This is a genomic window from Paraburkholderia eburnea, assembly GCF_002917095.1.
Taxonomy (GTDB): Bacteria; Pseudomonadota; Gammaproteobacteria; order Burkholderiales; family Burkholderiaceae; genus Paraburkholderia; species Paraburkholderia eburnea.
This window is the reverse complement of the sequence record NZ_PQGA01000007.1, coordinates 192,410-212,447: the sequence shown is the minus strand read 5'-3', so window position 1 is coordinate 212,447 and position 20,038 is coordinate 192,410. Positions and strand designations below refer to the sequence as shown.

Genomic DNA, 20,038 nt, shown 5'->3' with positions numbered 1-20,038 from the left:
CGCCATCGACTCCAATCGCCATTGCCATGGACTATATCGACACCCTGCGGATTTTCCGTTCCGTCGTCGAGGCGCGCAGCTTCACGCGCGCCGCGGACATGCACGGCCTCGCCACGCCCGTCGTCTCGCGCGCGATCGCGCGGCTCGAAAAGCGCCTGGGCAGCCGGCTCTTTCATCGGACCACGCGCGCCGTCTCGCTGACCGAGGCGGCCGAGCGCTTCTACGACGGCTGCTGCCGCGTGCTGGACGACCTGGACGCGCTGGAGGCGGGCGCCACCGAGCAGACCCGCGAGGCCAACGGCGTGCTGCGCATCGTCGCGCACACCACGGCGACGGTGAACCGGCTCGTGCCGCTGATTTCCAGCTTCAAGCGCGCGCATCCGAAGGTGACGCTCGACGTGATGATGACCGAGCGCCCCGTCGATCTGGTCGCGGACGGCTACGATCTCGGTCTCGTGCTGCCGTTCATGCTCAACACCGACACCACGGTGACCAAACTGCTCGAACGCATTCCGCTCGCGCTCGTCACCACGCCCGCGTATCTGGCCGCGACGTCCACGCCAAAGCATCCCTCGGAGCTGGCCTCGCATGTGTTCGTGCCGATGCCGCCGTCGCTGCGCAAGCCCACAATGACCTTTCGCGTCGACGGGCAGGACGTGACCGTGCCGCTCAAGTACGAAATCGCCTCGAACAATCCCGAGTTCAACCGCGAGATGGTTCTGCAGGGTTTTGGCATCGGCATCCTGCCGCAAGGACTGGTGCAGGCGGAACTGGACGATGGCCGCCTCGTCACGCTGCTCGACGACTTTCCCATCAGCGACATGCAGATCGAAATCCGGCTGGCCTACACCTCGCGCACGCTGCTGCCAGCCAAGGTGCGCGCGTTCATCGACCACGCGACGGAGTTTTTCGGCGGCGTGGTGCAGCCTGCGCAGAAAGTCGATTGAAAGTGAGCGGGCGCTCAAATACGGTATTGTTCTCCGCGCGGTTATAGAGTGATGCCGCGCGCGGCAGTTGTGGCGGAACCCACTGCCGTCTAATCTGTGCGTATGCACATCTATGCCGATCCTTTCGCCGATTCTTTCGTCGACCCGTTGGTCGAGACCGTCGCCGATATGTCGGCGCAAGCGCCGTTTCCGGAGCACGACGATTGTTTCGCGGTGCGTCAGGCCGCCCGCCATCTGTCGCAGCTATACGAGCGGCACCTGAGCGCGGCGGGGCTCACGCCCACGCAGTTCAGCATCCTGGGGGCGCTGGGCGCGGCGGCGGTGGCGGGCGGCGAGGCGTCGCTGACGATGGCGCAACTGTCCCGCACGATGGTGATGGAGCGCACGACGCTGGTGCGCGCGCTGCGTCCGCTGTTGCGTGGCGCGCTGGTGGAAGACATGGCGCAGGCGCGCGAATGCCGCCGCCGGCGTCTCGCGCTCACGCAGGCGGGCCGCGAACGGCTGACCGAGGCCAACGTGCATTGGCGCGCCGCGCAGGACGAATTCGAGCGCCGCTTCGGGCCGCGCCGCGCGGCGTGGTTGCGGCGCGAGTTGTTGCGCATCACGCGCGCGGTGTGAATCCAGTAGGTTTATCGGTCTTCGAGTCGGGCCGCCTCAATCGCAGAGCGGCAATTTTTTAATCTACATAGTGCATATACACAGGTGAGCGACATGTCGAGTCCTTCCACTCCTGCCACGGGTGCCGCGCCGCGCGAGCGCGCAGGTCTGCCCTGGATGCGTCTCGCGCTGGGCGCGGTGGCGCTCGTGCTCGCGGCGGCGGCCGGCTACTGGTTCTTCGTGCTGCGCTTCGTGCAGAGCACCGACGACGCCTATGTCGGCGGCAACGTCACCCTGATGGCGCCGCGCGTGAGCGGCTTCGTCTCCGAAATCGACGTACAGGACAACCAGCGCGTGAAGGCAGGTCAACTGCTGATGCGTCTGGATTCGCGCGACTACGACGCGAAGCTCGCGCAGGCCGATGCCGATCTTGCAAGCGCCCGCGCCGCCGTGACGGAACTCGAAGCGCAGCGCACCTTGCAGACGGCGGTCATCAACCAGCATCAGGCCGAAGTGCGCGCATCAAGCGCCGAACTCACGCGCAGCGCCCAGGACCAGACGCGCTACCGTGCGCTCGTGAAGGACGATGCGGTCTCGAACCAACTGGTCGAGCGCGCCGATGCGGACTTCGCCAAGGCGCAGGCATCGGTTGCGCAGAGCGGCGCGTCGGTGGTGGCCGCGCAGCGTCAGCTCGACGTGCTGGCCGCGAAGATCGTCGATGCCCAGGCGCGCGTGGGCACGGCCGAAGCGAGCCGGCGCCTCGCCGCGCTCAACGTCGAATACACGACGATCCGCTCGCCCGTGGACGGCTTTATCGGCAATCGCACGGCGCGCGTGGGCATGCTCGCGAACGTCGGCTCGCCCCTGCTGACGGTGGTGCCCGCGCGCGACCTCTGGGTGGACGCCAACTTCAAGGAAGACCAGTTGAAGAAGATGCGTGTGGGCGAGCGCGCCGACGTCGAACTGGACGCCGCGAGCGGCACGCTGCACGGCACGGTGGAAAGCCTCGCGCCCGCAACCGGCGCAACCTTCAGCGTGCTGCCGCCCGAAAACGCCACGGGCAACTTCACGAAGATCGTGCAGCGCGTGCCGGTGCGCATTCACGTCGATGTGCCGCAAGGTATGGAAGGCGTGCTGCGGCCCGGCTTGTCGGCGACCGTGAAGGTGCATCTGGGCGATCAGGGCGATGGCGGCAAGCCCGTCACCGCGGCCTCGAACTGAACGGCAGGCGAGACGCTATGAACGCCCCGACCTCCGCCGCTGAAATCGCCGCCGCACCACCCACACCGCCCGCACCGCTCGCGCCGCATCTCCAGCCCATCGGCCAGCGCGCCTTTGCCTTCGCGCTGATGTGCATCGGCTTCTTCATGGCCACGCTCGATATCCAGATCGTCGCGTCGTCGCTGCGCGATATCGGCGGCGGGCTGTCCGCGAGCCAGGATGAGCTTTCCTGGGTGCAGACCGCCTATCTGATCGCCGAAATCATGGTGATTCCGATGTCGGGTTGGCTCTCGAAAGTGCTCTCGACGCGCTGGCTGTTCGTGGCGTCGGCGGTGGGTTTCACGATCACGAGCATGTTGTGCGGTCTCGCGTGGGACATCCAGTCGATGATCGTGTTTCGCGCGCTGCAAGGCGCACTGGGCGCGGCGATGATCCCCACGGTGTTCACCACCGCATTCGTGCTGTTTCCCGGCAGGCAGCGCATCGTGGCGTCGACCACGATTGGCGCGCTCGCGTCGCTGGCGCCCACGCTCGGCCCCGTGATCGGCGGCTGGATCACCGATCAATGGTCGTGGCACTGGCTGTTCTATCTGAACCTCGTGCCCGGCATCGCCGTGGCCGCGCTGGTGCCGAAGTACGTGCATATCGACGAACCCGATCTCTCGCTCATCAAGCGCGGTGACTACTTAGGCATCCTGCTGATGTGCGGATTTCTCGGCTGCCTCGAATACGTGCTGGAAGAAGGGCCGCGCAAGAACTGGTTCGGCGACGATGCCATCGTGACCTGCGCGTGGATCGCGGCGATCAGCGGTTTCCTGTTTATCGTGCACGCGCTGAGCGCAAAAGACCCCGTCGTCGATCTGCGCGCGCTCACGGTGCGCAACTTCGGCATCGGCAGCGTGCTCTCGTTCGTGACGGGCATCGGCATCTTCGTCGCGGTGTTCCTCACACCGCTCTTTCTGGCCGAAGTGCGCGGTTTCAGCTCCTTGCAGATCGGGCTGTCGCTGTTGTCGGTGGGCGTGTTCCAGTTGCTCGCGCTCGGCGTCTATGCATATGCCACGCGCTATTTCAGTATGCGCGCGCTGCTGATGTTCGGGCTCGTCTGCTTCGGGCTGGGCTGTTATCTGTATGTGCCGCTCACGCACGACTGGGGCTGGCAGCAATTCCTGCTGCCGCAGGCGCTGCGCGGCATCGGCCAGCAATTCGCGGTGCCGCCTATCGTGACGATGTCGCTGGGTTCGCTGCCGCCTTCGCGCCTCAAGTCGGCCAGCGGACTTTTCAACCTGATGCGTAATCTGGGCGGCGCGATCGGCATTGCCGTGAGCGCGACCATGCTCAACGATCGCCTCAATTTTCACTATCTGCGCCTGAACGAAAGCGTCACGCATGGCGTGCCGCAAGTCGAGGGGCTGCTGGCGGGACGCACGGCTTACTGGCAGTCGGTCGCGGGCAATACGCTCGACGCGGCGCAAACGGGCATCGCCCAATTGCATGCGCTCGTGCTGCGCGAAGCGCTGGTGATGACTTTCTCCGATACGTTCTTCGTGCTTTCGCTGTGCTTCGTCGTTGCGATTGTCTGCGCGCTGTTCTCGCGGCCCATCACGACCGCCGCGCCGCCGCCCGACGCTCATTGAGCCTTAAAGGTCCAACATGCCCACGTCTATTCTTTCATTCGCCAGTCCCGCGCGCCTGGTGATTTCGACGCTCGCCGCCGCCGCGCTTGCGACACTGGCCGCCTGTGCCGTGCAGCCCGCGCAGCATCCCGATCTGCCCGCCGCCGTGCAATCGACGGCGCCTGGCGCCTGGCGCATCGACGCGCCGCAGGACGCCGTCGATGCACGCGCCTGGTGGGCGCAATTCGACGATGCCACGCTCGATACGCTGCTCGCGAGCGTGCTGACCGGCAACCTCGATCTGCAGGCCGCCGCCGAGCGCGTGAAGCAGGCGCAATCGATCACCACGCAAAAACATGCGGTGCTGCTGCCGCAACTGGATTTCACGGCGCAGGGCGCCTATGCGCGTCAGAACACGCCGCCGCCGCTGGGCTATGTGAAGCAGGCGGGCGCGGGCGTGGCGCTCAGTTGGTCGCCCGATGTGTTCGGCGGCGAGCGGCTCGACCTGCTGGCGGCACAGGCGAATCTCGTTGGCCAGCAACATGCGCTGGACGCGGTGCGGCTCGCGCTGGCGGCCGATACGGCGTCGGCCTATGTCGATCTGCGCTGGGCGCAGGCCGAATTGAAGATCCTTCAGGATAACGTATCGATACGTCAGCGCACCTTGCAACTGACGCAGGATCGCCTGAAGTACGGCCTTTCTACGCAACTCGATGTGACGCGCGCGCAGACGCAACTGAGCGAATTGCGGGCGCGCATTCCGCGCGCGCAGGCCAGTATCGATCATCAGTTGAATCTGATCGCGGTTTATACGGGCCGCACGCCCGAATCCGTCTCGCGGCTTGCACTGGCCACGCCTGCACCGATCCCCGTCGCGCCGCAGAGCGTGCCGCAACTGTTGCCGTCGCAGGCGCTGCTGCGACGCCCCGACGTGCAAGCCGCCTACGCAACCGTGCAGCAGCGCGCGGCGGAAGTAGGCGTGGCGCGCGCGGAGCGTTACCCGAAGTTCTCGCTCAATCTCACGGACGGCGTGCTGGCGTCGTCGTATCTGGGCATGCCGACGCTGACCGATAACCTCTTCAGTGCGGCGCTAGGCGCGACCAGTCCGATCTTCAACGCGGGCCGCATTACCGCCGATATCGAGCAAAGCGAGAGCCGCATGCGTGAATCGCAGCTCAATCTGCAACAGACGATGTTGCAGGCGCTGCGCGAAGTGGAGGACAGTCGCACCGATCTCGTGAGCACGGCCACGCAGACGCAGCAGTTGCACGATGCGGTGGCGTCGTCGGCACAGGCGCTCAAGCTCGCGAACCAGCTTTACAAGGGCGGCGCGGCCGATTTTCTCGACGTGCTGAGCGCGCAGCAAACCTGGCTTGCCGATGCCGATCTGCTCAACGATGCGCAGCGCGAGCGCGCGCAGGCGGCGGTGGCGCTTTATCGCTCGCTGGGCGGCGGCTGGAGCGAGAGCGGCGACGTGATTGCCCAGACTGCGGATCACGCGCAAGGCGGCTGATGGTCAGTCATCCGAATCAAACGGCGAAGTTACACGTGCGAGCGCGCGGCCGTGCGCCACTGCGCGGGCGTCATGCCTACGTGGCGCTTGAAGCCGCGCTGGAATGCGGCATCGGATTGATAGCCGACGAATTCGCCGATCTCGGCGACGGGCTGGCTGCCCTGCGCAAGCAGGCGTCCCGCGAGCGTCATGCGGATATCGGTGAGCACGTCGGAAGCCGAACGGCCGATGGCTTCGTCGAAATGGCGCGCGAAGGTCGCGCGCGACATATGGCAAAGCTCGGCGAGTTCGGGCAGCGTCCAGGGCTTGCCGGGGGTGTCGAACATTGCGTCGATGGCCGGTTGCAGGCGCGGACGTTGCGCGAGCGCGAGCAGGCCGCGCGGCGGCGCGTCGGTATGGCTCGCGTAGCGCAGCGTGAGCGCGAAGAGCGCGCCCGACAGATGGTTGACGAGCGATTCGCTGCCGGGTTGCGCTTCGAGCGCCTCGTCGCGCAGCAGGTCGATCAGGCGCACGAGGCGCTCGGGCGCCGCGCCGCCCTCGGGCGCGCTGCGCACCACGAGGCGCGCGGGCAGATTCTCGCGCAGCAGGCGCTGCGGCACGGCGGGCAGCACGAAGCTGCCGCAGAGCACATCGGCGACTTCGCCATCGCCGTGGTTCGTCTCGATCGTGCGGCCGTGCTCCACGCGCGTGTCGACGGCGGCGGGCGGCGCGCCGCTGCCGTCGTGCAACCGGTGCGCGCCGCCGGAGGGGAACAGCACGATATCGCCCGCTTGCAGCGCGGCGGGCGCACCGTGGGCGTCCTCGACGACCGCCGATCCGCTCAGCAGCACGTGGTAGCGCATTTCGCGCGGTTCGGTGTCGGGCTGGTCGATGCGCCACGGCGCGCCGAAATGGCAGCGCACGTCGAGGCGGCCCGCGACGGGCATGAGCGACAAAAGGCGGCTGAGGATATCCATGGTCGGCGGCGTGAGACGAATGAGCATGAAGTCGCGCCATTCTGGCATTAAAAGCGCGAGGCTGTGCGCCTAGACTCCTCTCATGCCATCGACGATGGCGTACCGGATGCAACAAACCCCAGTCAACAAGGAGTCGATCATGTCCCGTCTTACCGCCATCAAGCCCGAAGAAGCCACCGGCGCAGCCGCAGAAGTGTTCGCGAAGATCCGCAAGGCCGTTGGCAAGGTGCCGAACGCTTACGCCACCATCGGCACGCACAGCCCCGAAGCGCTCGGCGCGATGCTGGGCGTCGAGGCCGTGCTGGCCGGCGGCTCGCTCTCGAAGGCCGATATCGAAACGATCAAGCTCGCCGTCAGCGAAGTGGCCGGTTGTGACTATTGCGTGGCCGCGCACACGCTGGCCGGCAAGTTCGCGGGCCTGACGCCGGAAGCGATGAAGCAGGTCCGCGCGGGCGAGGCCACCGGCGACGGGAAGCGCGACGCGCTGGTGCGTTTCGTGCGCACGCTGGTGCTCACGCACGGCACGGTGCCGCAATCCGACGTGAACGCCGTCAAGGAAGCCGGCTATACGGAACGTCAGATCGTGGAAACGGCCTTGGCGATCGCATCGATTACGTTCACGAATCTCGTGAATCGCGTGAACGATACGACGCTGGATTTTCCAGCTGTGGCCTGAGTGAACAAGAGCGGGGCGCAAGTGTGTCGTGCGATGCCGCGCCCTGTCATCGACATAAACCGTGCCACGCGTGACGAATGCCGCCTCGATGAAATCCTTTGAATGTGTGCATATGCATACATAAACTGAAGCAGTGAACGCAGAGCGTCTGCAACCTCATGGAGAAAACACGATGAGCAGCATGAATTCAGCGCGGGAAATCGTCTTGTGTCAGCCGGTGCGCACGGCCATCGGGGCATTCAACGGTGCGCTCAAGGGTGTGCCGGCGACGGAACTGGGTGCGATTGCGGTGCGCGAAACGCTCGCGCGCGCGAAACTCGATCCGGCCCTGCTCGGCTCGGTGGTGCTTGGCAACGTGATTCAGGCCGGCAACAAGATGAACCCCGCGCGTCAGGCGGAACTGGGCGGCGGCGTGCCGGTGCAGGTGCCCGCGCTGACGGTGAATCGCGTATGCGGCTCGGGCGCGCAGGCGATTGCGAGCGCAGCGCAGGAAATCCTGCTGGGTCTCGCCGATGTCGCGCTCGCGGGCGGCATGGAGAACATGGACCGCGCGCCTTATCTGCTCGACGGTGGGCGCTGGGGCTATCGCATGGGCAACGCCGAAGTGCATGACAGCATGTTGCGCGACGGGCTTGTCGATGCATTTTCGGACCAGCATTCGGGTTGGCATACCGAAGACCTCGTGACGAAGGCCGAACTCACGCGCGACGAGCAGGATCGCTGGGCCGCGCGTTCGCAGCAGCGCTTCGCGGCGGCGCAGGCGGCGGGACGTTTCAAGGAAGAAATCGTCGCGGTGGAGATCAAGGGCCGCAAGGGCGTGGAGCGCTTCGACACCGACGAGGCGCCGCGTCCCGATACGACGTTCGACACGCTCGCGAGGCTCAAGCCCGCGTTCCGCCCGGACGGCACCATCACGGCGGGCAACGCGCCGGGGCTGAACAGCGCGGCGGCGGCGATGCTGGTGGCCGAGCGCGGTTTCGCCGAAGCGCATAACCTGGCGCCGATGGTGCGTCTCGTCGCGTGGGGCGTGGCCGCCGTCGAGCCGGGCATGTTCGGCCTCGGTCCGGTGCCGGCTGTGCAGGTCGCGTTGCAGCGTGCGGGCTGGTCGCTCGCCGACGTCGATCGCTTCGAGATCAATGAGGCCTTCGCGGCGGTGCCGCTCGCGGTGATGAAGCAACTCGGCATTCCCGACGATGTGGTCAACGTGGAAGGCGGCGCGATTGCGCACGGCCATCCGATCGGCGCGACGGGCGCGATTCTCACGACGCGTCTTGCATGGTCGATGCAGCGTGACGGCGTGCGCCGCGGCGTGGTGACCTTGTGCATCGGCGGCGGGCAGGGTATCGCGCTGGCGCTCGAGAAAGTATGATGGCCGGGCGCGCGCAGCGGTGCGCGCGCCCAACGCACATGAAGCAAACGAAGCAAAAAACGGAAGGTGAATGACGATGACGAAGCGAGTGACGCGCGAGGAATGCAACTGTTTTGCGCTGCGGCAGGCCGCGCGCTTCGTCACGCAGCTTTACGAGCGCCATCTTTCGCAGGCAGGCGTGACGGCGGCGCAATTCACGATCCTCTCGCGCCTCGCGGGCCGTCCCGACGCCACCGCCGCCGAGCTGTCCGATGACCTCGTGATGGATCGCACCACGCTCGTGCGCGCGCTTAAACCCTTGCAGCGCGATGGACTGGTGCTCACGGCGGCGGCGCAGCACGATACGCGCACCCTCGTTTATCGGCTTTCGGCGAGCGGCTTGCGGCGCTTCGACAAGGCGCATGCGCTCTGGCAGGACGCCCAGGCGGAATTCGAGCAGTACATGAAGCGCGATCGCGCGAAGGCCTTGCGCGCCGAACTCTTCGCGCTTACGCAGGCCGCAGCCTGAGGCTTCGGCATCGCGCGCTTACATCGCTTTCAACGCGACTTCATCCGCACAACCCCCAGCGTCCCGATCCGGCGCGAAAATGGCATGATGCAGTTTCCAGAGTTCGACGCAACGCCGCCGGGTTCTCATGAAACGACATCGACCGCCCTTGCCGCATTTCATGCGCGATCCCTCGCACCCCGCGTGGCGCGACATTGCGTTGTCCGCGCTGCCGGTCGCGCTGTTCTGCATCGCCGTGATCGCGTTGGTCGTCTGGCTCGTCGACCCGGCGCCGCCGCGTGCCATCACCATCAGCGCGGGGCCGCGCGACAGCTCGTTCATGCAGATGGCCGAGGCCTACCGCACGATCCTCGCGCGCAATGGCGTGAAGCTCAAGATCCTCGAATCGGACGGCTCGGTCGAAAATCTCCAGCGCCTGCTCAATCCCAAATCGCATGTTGATCTTGCCTTCGTTCAAGGCGGCATCGCCCAGGGCACCAACACCGATGCGCTGATGTCGCTCGGCAGCGTGGCGTATCTGCCGATCGTCGTGTTCTATCGCGGTAGCGGACTCACGCAGCTATCCGACCTCGACGGCAAACGCATTGCGATTGGCCGCGTGGGCAGCGGCACGCGCGAGCTGTCGCTGCGCCTCCTGCACGCGAACGGCATCGATCCCGGCGGCGATGCCACCTTCCTCCCGCTCGACGGTCTGGAGGCCGCCACCGCGCTGGTTTCGGATCGCGCCGACGCCGCCATGCTCAGCGGCGATTCCACCACGCGCACGCTCATGCTGCGGCTACTCAACATTCCCGGCATCTCGGTGATGAGCTTCGAGGAAGCGTCTGCCTATACACGCATCTTCCCGTACCTCGAAGACGTCGATCTGCCACCGGGCGTGCTCGATCTGCGCCGCCGCGTGCCGCCGCAGACGGTGCATCTCGTGGGGCCGACGGTGGAGATCGTGGCGCGCAATACACTGCATCCGGCGATCTCCGATCTCATCATCGAAGCCGCGAGCGAAGTCAACGGCGTGCCGGGCCTGCTGCAGCGCGCGGGCCAGTTCCCTAGTCCCGATGCGCACGATTTCCGTGTCAGCGAGGACGCCACGCGCTACTACAAATCGGGCAAGAGTTTTCTTTATCGCACGCTGCCGTTCTGGCTCGCGAGCGTCGCGGACCGGCTGCTGGTCCTGCTGCTGCCGCTTGCCGTGCTGGTGTTTCCCGCGTTACGCGCGATCCCCGCGCTCTATCGCTGGCGTGTGCGCTCGCGCATCTATCGCTACTACGGCGCGCTCATCGCCATCGAGCGCGACGCGCTCAAACACACGAACGAGGACGAGCGTGTGGCGCTTATCAGCGAGCTCGACGAGATCGAACGTTCGCTCAATACATTGCGCATGCCGCTCGCCTATGCCGATGCGTTTTATGTGCTGCGCGAGCATGTCGGCTTTGTGCGCATGCATCTGACGCCCGCGCGCCGTCAGCCGGAAAACGCAACACATTGATGTGGAAAGTGTGCGCCTCGAAAGGCGTATGAGCATCGATCAAATGTCTTTTGGATTGTTTCGTACTCCGTTTTTATCAGGTTAATTGCTGCGCTTTTGTAAACGGACAAACTTTAACGAATAGACGGTTGACACCGCGACTCACACCCCTATATTTTGGCCCTGGTATGCGTACGAAGCCGTGCGGCATCCCGGCGTGCCGGCATCAGAAAGCGTTAGCGCCGCAAGTGGGCATGCCGCCATACGGCATCCTGAAAGATCCACCCGCAACGAGGAGGACCGATTCGTGAAATCGTCCGGTGTACGCCAGCATGCTGCCTGGCTCATGTGCGCCGCGCTCGCGGCCGCACCGCTGTTCGTGGGGCCTGCCGGGCCCACTGCGGCGCTTGCGCAGAGCGCGACGCATCTCTCTCACCAGCAACTCGATTCGCTCACGGCGCCCATCGCGCTGTATCCCGACGCGCTGCTCGCGCAGGTGCTCATGGCCGCCACGTTCCCGCAGGACGTGCAGTCGGCTGCGGCATGGTCCAAGGCCAATCCCAGGCTGCAGGGTGACGACGCGGTGAAGGCCGTCGCCTCGCAGCCCTGGGACCCGAGCGTGCAATCGCTCGTTGCGTTTCCGCAGGTGCTGGCCACCATGGCGTCCAAGCCCGACTGGGTCACGCAGATCGGCAATGCGTTCCTTGCACAGCCGAACGACGTGATGGACTCCGTTCAGCGTCTGCGCGCGCAGGCGCAGAAGGCCGGCAATCTCAAGTCGAACCAGCAGCAGAAGATCGTGGTGCAGCCGGCGACGAATACGGCCACCACGCAGACCATCGTGATCGAGCCGGCCAATCCGCAGGTCGTCTACGTGCCCACCTACAACCCCACCGTGGTCTACGGTGCGTGGCCTTATCCCGCTTATCCGCCTGTGTACATGCCGCCGCCTCCGGGCTACGCGATCGCTACGGGCTTCGTGAGCGGACTTGCGTTCGGCGCGGGCGTGGCGGTGGCCAATTCGTTGTGGGGCGGCTTCAGTTGGGGCTCGCATGACGTGAACATCAACGTCAACCGCTACAACAACATCAACGTCAACAACCGCATCAACACGAATGGCACGACCACCAACTGGAATCGCAACACCAACGTGGAGCGGCGCCAGAACTTCAACCAGAACGTGAACAACGCGAACCTGAACGGTCAGCGCAACCAGTACCGCGGCTACGATCAATCTCGTCAGCAGGCCGCACAGGCCTTCCAGAACCGCACCGGGCAGAACATGAGCGGCAATGCGAGCCAGCGGCTGCAGGACATCCAGCACGGCGGCGGCAACCGGCCGGGCGCGGGCGGTCCCGGCGCGAACGGCACGCAGAACGCCAATCGCGGCAACGAATTGAACAATCGCACGCAGAACGGCAACCGGCAAAACGACTTCAACAATCGCGCGCAGAACGGCAATCGCCAGAACGACCTGAGCAACCGCTCGCAGAACGCCAACCGCGATAACGCGCTGCGTGGCGCCGGCGATGGCAGTGGCGCACGCGCCGACATGCAGCGCGGCCAGCAAAGCCGCGAGGCCTTCCAGAACCGGGGCGGCGGCGGCCAGTTTGGCGGCGGCGGCGGCCGGTTGGGTGGTGGGGGTGGCGGCGAACGTCACTTCGGCCGCCGTTGAATCTCTATAGGAGTCTCGCGATGATCCGTACTCACGCACGCCGCCGCCCGTCGCAGGGCGCGCGACCTGCCGGGCTCGCCCGGCTCACCGCGGCGCTGGCGTTCGCGCTATTCGCCGCGCCCGCGTTGCTGGCCGTGCCCGGTGCGGGCGTGGCCTCGGCGCAGGCCGTGTACCCCACGCCCGATGCCGCGGCGCAAGCGTTCACCGACGCACTCGCCAGCAACGACCACGAAGCGATGAAGCACGTGCTCGGCAGCGATTTCCAGCGCTTCATCCCCACGCAGAACATCGGCCAGGAAGACATCGACGATTTCCTCGGCGCGTGGGCCAAGGGCCACCAGATCGTGCCGGACGACAAACCTGTCGCGGGCAAGGCCAGCGCGCATCTGTCCGTGGGCGACAGTGGCTGGACGCTGCCGGTTCCGCTAGTGCAAAGCGGCAGCGGCTGGCGCTTCGACCCACGCGAAGGCGGGATCGAAGTGCTGACGCGGCGCATCGGCCGCAACGAACGCGCGGCCATGCTCTCGTCGCTGGCCTATGTCGACGCGCAGAACGACTACCGCAAGCTCACGCAGCATTACGCGCAGCGCATCGTGAGCACGCCCGGTACGCATGACGGTCTGTACTGGCCGGCTGCGCCCGGCGAGGCAGAAAGCCCGCTGGGTCCGCTCGCCGAAGCCATGCCGCACAACTCGAAGGTGACGCCGCAAGAGGGCTATCACGGCTACCACTTCCGCATCCTCACGGCGCAAGGCTCGCACGCGGATGGCGGCGCGCGCAGCTACCTCGCGAACGGCGAGCTTGCCAACGGCTTCGCGCTCGTGGCCTGGCCGGCCCAATACGGCAAAACGGGGGTGATGAGTTTTATCGTCAATCAGGACGGCAAGCTCTATCAGAAGAATCTTGGGCCGAACGGCGCGAAAGCCGCCGCCGCGCTCAAGAACTTCGATCCCGATCCGTCGTGGCAGGCGACGGCGCCGTGAACGCCCTCTAGCGCTGGGCGTGGCGTGTAGCTAATCCACGCCGCGCTTGCAGCTAATCCACGCCATGCCAACCAGGCGCCTTCGGGCGCCTTTCTTTTTTCTGGCCGTCGTTGCGACACAGTTTGGGACGTTTGAACGCTCTTATCTCATAAATCGGGCACAATCGGCTCGAAGTGGAGGCTGACGGCGCGCAGCCGCCTCCATCTCGCGGCTGGGGAGAAGGCGAAAGCGAGGCCCGTTTTGTGCATGTGGGATAGCGGGCACGCCGATTGCTGTATCCCCTCGCAAACTCTTATTTGTGCGGAGATAACGATATGCAACGACGCAACTTCATGCTTTCGGCAGCCGCCGCGCTCGCCTCCGGCGGTATGGCGCTCGCAGGCTGCACCACTACCCCGGGCAATTCCTCCAACGCTGCGACGGATATGTCGAAGCGACAGTCGATCGACGCCAACGTCGATGACGCCATGACGAAGCTGTATTCGACGGTCAAGGGTTCGCGCGAACTGGTCGCGAAGTCGCGCGGCGTGCTCGTGTTCCCGTCCGTGCTGCAGGCCGGTTTTATCGTTGGCGCGCAGTACGGCGAAGGTTCGCTGCGCGTGGGCGGCGCGACGACGGGCTACTACAGCACCGTGTCCGGCTCGGTCGGCTTGCAGGCCGGCGCGCAGTCGAAGGCCATTATCTTCTGCTTCATGACCCAGGATTCGCTGGAGAAATTCCGCAGCACGGATGGCTGGGCCGCGGGCGCCGACGCCTCGGTTGCGCTCGTGACGATCGGCGCGAACGGCGCCGTCGATACCAACACGGCGACGCACCCCGTCGAAGTCTTCGTGATGACCAATGCGGGCCTGATGGCGGACGTCTCGCTCGCGGGTACGAAGGTCACGCGTTTGAAGATCTAAGGCGCGTGGGGTTCTAGCGTGTGAGCTTGCGCCGCGCGGTTTAGCGCGGCGTAGTGAGCGCAATGAAAAAGGGCAACGCCGGTGCGGCGTTGCCCTTTCTATTTTGGATCGTTAGAGCGCAATTACCTGGCATCCCGTATTCTTCGCCCGCTCCACCTCCAGCCCGAACACGGACCTCAGCCGCGTTCCGGCCACATTCCCCGCGAACCTCAAAGCGCCGGAAAAGCCGCGCAAGTTAAAAAAATGAAAGGGAACCGATAGCACAAAACGCATAACGGCCCGACGGGCTACGCGTGCCGCTCTCATGGATATCCCCTATGCGCCTTCGCCGCGCCGTTGCCGATAGGACGAAACGAAGAGCACGAATGCGCAACGTAAAGAAGTGACGCAAAGAAGCAAATAAGCGACGCCCATTACGGCGATCGCGGACAAATACGCCAGGAGGCCGGACTACATGCTCAGGAACATCACGATTCGCGGAGGGCTCACCCTCGTCATCGGCATCTTCGTTGCCTTTTTGCTGGTCGTGATCGGCGTGGCCTATGGCGCGCTGAAGCTGACCAACGAGAGCCTGCTCGACACGCAGCGCAGCGCGCAGTCGCTCGCCGCGCTCAAGACCAGTTCGGAGCGGCTCCTGCAGGTGCGGCTCGCGCTGGGCGGCTACGAGACGCTCTTTAGCGTCGGCAAGTCCAACGAGGGCATGCTCGAACAGGCGCACAAGATCCTCGCCGATTCGAACAAGGATTTCGCGCGCTACAGCGCCGGTCCGTTCGCCGATAGCGACGAGGCGCGCCTCGCGCAGTCCGTCGCGCAGGCCCGCACGGCGCTCGTCGAGCAGGCGCTCGAACCCGAGTACAAGGCGCTCGTCGATAACGACTTCAACACCTTCCGCACGATCCAGGGCGAGACCGCCGACCGCTATTACGGCACCTACGCGAAGGCCATCGACGCGCTGGAGGACTGGCAGGACGCGCGCGAACAGCGCAACGCCGACACGGCGGCCACGCGCTTTAGTCTATCGCTCGTCGTGTTTGGCGTGATCGGCGCGGTGGGCGTGGCCCTCGGCCTGGTTGCGCGCGGTGCGCTGGCGGCGGCCGTCGTCAAGCCCGTCGATACGGCGATCCGCCATTTCCAGCGCATCGCCGCCGGCGACCTGACCGTGGACGTGCGCGTGCGCTCGACCAACGAGATGGGACAACTGCTGGGCGCGCTCGCCCAGATGCGCGAAGCGCTGATCGGCACGGTCGCGCGCGTGCGCGGCAGCACCCAGGAAATCACGCTGGGCGCCAATCAGATTGCTGCGGGCAATGCCGATCTGTCGAGCCGCACGTCGCAGCAGGCGGCCGCGTTGCAGGAAACGGCGGCGAGCCTCGAACAGCTTTCGGCGGCGGTGCGCCAGAACACGGCGGGCGCGCAGGAGGCGAGCGGCCTCGCGCAGGGGGCGCTCGGCACAGTCTCGCGTGGCGCCGACGTGGTGGCGCGCGTGAACGAGACGATGAACGAAATCTCGTCGTCGTCGCACAAGGTCGAGGAAATCACCGGCATCATCGAGGGCATCGCGTTCCAGACCAATATCCTCGCGCTCAACGCAGCCGTCGAGGCCGCGCGTGCGGGCGAAGAGGGGCGCGGCTTCGCCGTGGTGGCGCAGGAAGTGCGCAGCCTCGCGCAGCGCTCGGGCACGGCGGCCAAGGAGATCAAGGAACTGATCGCCGCTTCGGTGGCGACGGTCGGCACGGGCGCGCGGCTTGTCGAGGAGGCGCGTCACACGATGGGCGAGGCGCGCGACGCCGTCGCGCGCGTGAGCCACATCATGGGCGAGATCACGGCGGCGACGCACGAGCAGAGCGACGGCATCGAGCAGGTCAACCGCGCCGTCGCGCAGATCGACGAGGTCACGCAGCGCAACGCGGCGCTCGTGGAGGAGGCGGCGGCTTCGGCGCAATCGCTGGAGTCGCAGGCCGATGCGTTGCGCGAGGCGGTTTCGGTGTTCCATCTGGGCGATGGCGCGGCCGCGCGTGCGGCGGCCCATGGCGCCTATGAGGCCGTAACGGGCGTGCGCGCGGCGGCGTTCGCGTGAATTCGGCGGCTTTCGCCTTAACCTCAGGTTATATCCCCCGATCGATTCGCAATTGAGTTCCTTTTTTTGCCCGGCGAGACTGAGGTTGTGGTCCGCCGGAGCGGTCTAAAAAGGAACAGAGAAAGCGGGACGAAGGGATATGCGAATTTGCGTGCTGGGCGGCGGAGTGATCGGGGTCACGACCGCCTATTTTCTCGCCCGCGATGGACATCAGGTGACGCTGATCGAGCGCCACGCAGACGTGGCGCAGGAGACCAGCCACGCCAACGGCGGCCAGCTCAGCTACAACTATGTGGCGCCGCTCGCGGACCCTTCGGTGCTGCCGAAGCTGCCGCAATGGCTGTTTTCGCGCGACGCCGCGCTGCGCTTCGTGCCGCGCCTGGACCCGCGACAATGGCACTGGTGCGCGGCCTTTCTGCTCGCCTGCACACGCGCTCGCAGCCGCGCCACCACGGCGGAACTCCTCGGCCTGGGCTTTCTGAGTCAACGCCTCATGCACGAGATCGTTGCGCGCGAAACCATCGAATTCGACTACGTGCGCAACGGCAAGCTCGTGGTGTTCCGCGATCAGGATGGCTTCGAGGGCGCACGCCGCCAGGCCGACTATCAGGCTCAACTGGGCTGCGAGCAGTATGCGCTCGATGGCGCCGCGTGTGTCGCGCTCGAACCTGCGCTTGCCCACATCGGTGGCGAGATCGCGGGCGGCATCCACACGCCGGGCGAGGAAGCCGGCGATTGCGACAGCTTCACGCGCGGCCTCGCGCGCGCGGCGCAACGCGACGGCGTGGATCTGCGCGTCGCCACCGAATTCTATGGACTGCGAACCAAGGGCCGACAAGTCGAAGCGGCCATGACGTCGGCGGGTGCCATCGAGGCCGACGCCTTCGTTGTGTGTCTGGGCATGCAGAGCCAGCCCTTGCTGAATTCGCTCGGCGTGCGCGTGCCGATGTATCCGCTCAAGGGCTACAGCCTCACGCTGTCCGGCGCGAATGCGCAAGGCGCGCCGCGCCTCTCGGTCACGGACGCCCATTACAAGGTGGTCTACGCGCCGCTTGGCGAGCGCTTGCGCATTGCGGGCATGGTCGATCTCACGGGCATGAGCGCACACGCCGATCAGGCGCGCATCGCGCTGCTTACGCGTCAGGCGCGCGAGACGTTTCCCGACGCGGGCGATTACACCGCGGCGCAGACGTGGACCGGCATGCGCCCGGCCACGCCGGACAGCAAGCCGCTGATCGGCGCGACGCATTTTCGCAATCTGTGGATGAACACGGGGCACGGCGCGCTGGGCTTCACGCTCGCCTGCGGCAGCGCGCAACTGCTGGCCGACCTGCTCGCGCAGCGCGCCCTGCTGGTCGATGGCGACGCGTTTGCACCCGCGCGCTGAACGTTTTCACGCTTCACCTGCCGTCCGTCGATTTTTCTCATGACGTTTCTCACTACACGCTGGGAGTAGAGCACGATGAATACAGGTAAAACGATCGCGATGCTGGCTCTGGGCTTCGCCACGATGACCACGATGACGAATGCGGCGCGCGCGGACGAACTCACGGGCACGCTCAAGAAAGTGCACGACAGCGGCGTGATTTCGCTCGGCACGCGTGAATCCTCGATTCCCTTTTCCTATTACGACCAGAACCAGAACGTGATCGGCTATTCGCAGGAGATCGCGCTCAGGATCGTCGAAGCGGTCAAGCAGAAGACCAATACGCCCAACCTCAGGATCAAGACGATTCCGATCACCTCGCAGAACCGCATTCCGCTCGTGCAGAACGGCACCATCGACTTCGAATGCGGCTCGACCACCAATACGTTCGAGCGCCAGAATCAGGCGGCGTTTTCGGACAGCATCTTTCTGTACGGCATCCGCTTCATCACGCGCAAGGACTCGGGCGTGAAGGATTTCCCCGATCTCGCGGGCAAGACCGTGGCGACCACGGCGGGCACTTCGGATGAACGCATGCTGCGCAAGATGAACGAAGAGAAGCACATGAACATGACGATCATCAGCGCAAAGGACCACGCTGAATCGTTCCTCAACGTGACGACGGGGCGTGCGGTGGCTTTCGTCATGGATGAGCCGCTGCTTTACGGCGAGCGCGCGAAGACGAAGAATCCGCAGGACTATGTGGTGACGGGCACGCCGCCGGTTTCGGAAAACTACGCCTGCATGTTGCGGCGTGACGATCCGCAGTTCAAGGCGCTCGTCGATGAAACGGTCGCGAAGATGCAGACCTCGGGCGAGATGGCCAAGCTCTATACCAAGTGGTTCACGCAGCCGATTCCGCCGAGCGGCATGAATCTCGACTATCCGCTTTCGCAGCAGATGAAGGACCTGTTCGCGCATCCGAACGACAAGGCGCTCGATTGATGCTCGCAGTGCGTGTTGTGTAAGACCCAAAAGAAAATGCCGCAGTCCTGTGAAGGAGTGCGGCATTGTCATTGCGCGGCGAACAGAGCCGCGCGGTACTGCATATTCGTTGGTAGGCTCGATTGGATTCGAACCAACGACCCCCACCATGTCAAGGTGGTGCTCTAACCAACTGAGCTACGAGCCTGTTGAGAGCGCGAATTATAGAGAGGCTCTCCCAGCCTTGCAAGCGTTTTTCGCAAAATGTTGAAAAAAGCCGCTTAGCGCCTGGTGCCGTCTTCCGCCGCTTCTAGCGCCGCTTCCATCTCCTGCGCCGCGCGCTGCAATTCGGGCACGAAGCGGCGCGCCGCTTCGGCCGGATTGATCGCCTGCTCCAGATAGATCACGTTGAGGCTTGCGATCACACGCGAGTGCGCGCCGATCGCCACCGCGAGCGCACCGATCTTGCGCTGGTCGGCCCAGTCGCCGTGATTCGAGCCGAAGCCATCGGCCAGCGTTTGCCGCACGAGATTGCGAATGAAGGCCGCGTCCGCTGCGAGCTTCTGCTGCTGCTCACCGCCCGCGCCCGCGCGCAGCATGTCGAGAATGTCTTCGCGCTGCGCCTCGGGGCAATTGGAGAAATAAGCGCGGCCCGCCGCCGTGAGCAACATCGGCAGACGGCGGCCCACCATCGCGCGGTGAAACGATAGCGGACTGAAGCGATGCGTGGTCTCGCGGATGATCATGGCCTCGCCGTCGGGCGTGGTGAGATCGGACGGCCACACGACCCGCTGCATCATCTGGCCCATGACGGGCGGCGCGATCGTAGCGATCAGTTCGTCGTCGGTGAAGCCTTCGCTCAACGTGCGCACATTCAGCGTCAGGCGAAAGCTGTCGTCCGACGCGCTGCGCCGCACGAGATCTTCTTCCACCAGCGTCTCCAGCAAACGCCGCACCGTCGTGCGATGCAGGCCCGTGGCGTCGCTGAGTTGCTGGCTCGTCGCGCGTCCGTTCTCCATTGCGTTGAGCGCCCGCAGCACTTGCAGACCGCGTGCAAGACCTCGCACGTTTGCATACTTTGTCATGGAAAATCTCTTTTAAATCAACTGCGTGCATTCTATGCACATTTCTCTCAAATTGTTGAGCGCGTGTCGTGGCGACTCTAGACTCGCTTCCATGCCTTGCA

At 65.3% G+C, this 20,038-nt stretch carries 17 protein-coding genes and 1 tRNA gene; 15 read left to right on the top strand and 3 right to left on the bottom strand.

What is annotated here, in order from left to right:
• Positions 1–26 precede the first annotated feature (26 nt).
• The 5 genes from B0G62_RS15700 (at position 27) to B0G62_RS15680 (ending at position 5,891) form a co-directional block, all read left to right on the top strand.
• Positions 27–947 (top strand): LysR family transcriptional regulator, encoded by a 921-nt coding sequence (locus tag B0G62_RS15700; protein ID WP_103705120.1) that lies wholly within the window; start codon positions 27–29, stop codon positions 945–947.
• A gap of 168 nt (positions 948–1,115) precedes the next feature.
• Positions 1,116–1,565 carry a MarR family winged helix-turn-helix transcriptional regulator gene (locus B0G62_RS15695; RefSeq protein ID WP_103705208.1) on the top strand — a complete coding sequence of 150 codons (450 nt, stop codon included), beginning with the start codon at positions 1,116–1,118 and terminating at the stop codon, positions 1,563–1,565.
• A 93-nt stretch (positions 1,566–1,658) separates the two neighbouring features.
• Positions 1,659–2,765 carry an HlyD family secretion protein gene (locus B0G62_RS15690; RefSeq protein WP_103705119.1) on the top strand — a complete coding sequence of 369 codons (1,107 nt, stop codon included), beginning with the start codon at positions 1,659–1,661 and terminating at the stop codon, positions 2,763–2,765.
• A gap of 128 nt (positions 2,766–2,893) precedes the next feature.
• Positions 2,894–4,399, top strand: coding sequence for a DHA2 family efflux MFS transporter permease subunit (locus B0G62_RS15685; RefSeq protein WP_244193270.1), 1,506 nt, complete (start codon positions 2,894–2,896; stop codon positions 4,397–4,399).
• 16 nt (positions 4,400–4,415) lie between these two features.
• Complete coding sequence (locus B0G62_RS15680) at positions 4,416–5,891, top strand: efflux transporter outer membrane subunit (protein ID WP_103705117.1); 1,476 nt, start codon at positions 4,416–4,418, stop codon at positions 5,889–5,891.
• A gap of 29 nt (positions 5,892–5,920) precedes the next feature.
• On the opposite strand, the gene B0G62_RS15675 is transcribed toward B0G62_RS15680, so the two are convergent.
• The gene (locus B0G62_RS15675) at positions 5,921–6,874 is read right to left on the bottom strand and encodes an AraC family transcriptional regulator (RefSeq protein WP_244193262.1); all 954 of its coding nucleotides are present in this window, start codon (positions 6,872–6,874) and stop codon (positions 5,921–5,923) included.
• Positions 6,875–6,986: 112 nt separating this feature from the next.
• Here B0G62_RS15675 and B0G62_RS15670 point away from each other — a divergent pair, with 112 nt between their 5' ends.
• From B0G62_RS15670 to B0G62_RS15625, 10 genes are all read left to right on the top strand, one after another.
• Positions 6,987–7,523: a carboxymuconolactone decarboxylase family protein gene (locus B0G62_RS15670; protein WP_103705116.1), complete on the top strand. Its 537-nt coding sequence runs from the start codon at positions 6,987–6,989 to the stop codon at positions 7,521–7,523.
• Positions 7,524–7,704: 181 nt separating this feature from the next.
• A complete protein-coding gene (locus B0G62_RS15665) occupies positions 7,705–8,892 on the top strand; it encodes a thiolase family protein (RefSeq protein ID WP_103705206.1) in 1,188 nt (395 codons plus the stop codon).
• A gap of 76 nt (positions 8,893–8,968) precedes the next feature.
• Positions 8,969–9,400: a MarR family winged helix-turn-helix transcriptional regulator gene (locus B0G62_RS15660; RefSeq protein WP_103705205.1), complete on the top strand. Its 432-nt coding sequence runs from the start codon at positions 8,969–8,971 to the stop codon at positions 9,398–9,400.
• A gap of 127 nt (positions 9,401–9,527) precedes the next feature.
• Positions 9,528–10,886, top strand: coding sequence for a TAXI family TRAP transporter solute-binding subunit (locus tag B0G62_RS15655; RefSeq protein WP_103705115.1), 1,359 nt, complete (start codon positions 9,528–9,530; stop codon positions 10,884–10,886).
• 286 nt (positions 10,887–11,172) lie between these two features.
• Positions 11,173–12,540, top strand: a complete 1,368-nt coding sequence (locus B0G62_RS15650) for a DUF3300 domain-containing protein (protein ID WP_407671174.1) — start codon at positions 11,173–11,175, stop codon at positions 12,538–12,540.
• A gap of 20 nt (positions 12,541–12,560) precedes the next feature.
• Positions 12,561–13,523 carry a DUF2950 domain-containing protein gene (locus B0G62_RS15645; RefSeq protein WP_103705113.1) on the top strand — a complete coding sequence of 321 codons (963 nt, stop codon included), beginning with the start codon at positions 12,561–12,563 and terminating at the stop codon, positions 13,521–13,523.
• A 314-nt stretch (positions 13,524–13,837) separates the two neighbouring features.
• Complete coding sequence (locus tag B0G62_RS15640; protein ID WP_103705112.1) at positions 13,838–14,425, top strand: BPSL1445 family SYLF domain-containing lipoprotein; 588 nt, start codon at positions 13,838–13,840, stop codon at positions 14,423–14,425.
• 454 nt (positions 14,426–14,879) lie between these two features.
• The gene (locus B0G62_RS15635; protein WP_103705111.1) at positions 14,880–16,502 is read left to right on the top strand and encodes a methyl-accepting chemotaxis protein; all 1,623 of its coding nucleotides are present in this window, start codon (positions 14,880–14,882) and stop codon (positions 16,500–16,502) included.
• 139 nt (positions 16,503–16,641) lie between these two features.
• Positions 16,642–17,889, top strand: coding sequence for a D-amino acid dehydrogenase (locus B0G62_RS15630; RefSeq protein ID WP_103705110.1), 1,248 nt, complete (start codon positions 16,642–16,644; stop codon positions 17,887–17,889).
• Between the two features lie 99 nt (positions 17,890–17,988).
• Positions 17,989–18,873 carry a glutamate/aspartate ABC transporter substrate-binding protein gene (locus B0G62_RS15625; protein ID WP_244193269.1) on the top strand — a complete coding sequence of 295 codons (885 nt, stop codon included), beginning with the start codon at positions 17,989–17,991 and terminating at the stop codon, positions 18,871–18,873.
• Between the two features lie 110 nt (positions 18,874–18,983).
• Here the strand turns inward: B0G62_RS15625 and B0G62_RS15620 are convergent.
• Both B0G62_RS15620 and B0G62_RS15615 read right to left on the bottom strand, forming a co-directional pair.
• Positions 18,984–19,060: transfer RNA gene (locus tag B0G62_RS15620), tRNA-Val, on the bottom strand.
• Positions 19,061–19,133: 73 nt separating this feature from the next.
• Complete coding sequence (locus B0G62_RS15615) at positions 19,134–19,937, bottom strand: DNA-binding transcriptional regulator (protein ID WP_103705108.1); 804 nt, start codon at positions 19,935–19,937, stop codon at positions 19,134–19,136.
• Between the last annotated feature and the right edge of the window lie 101 nt (positions 19,938–20,038).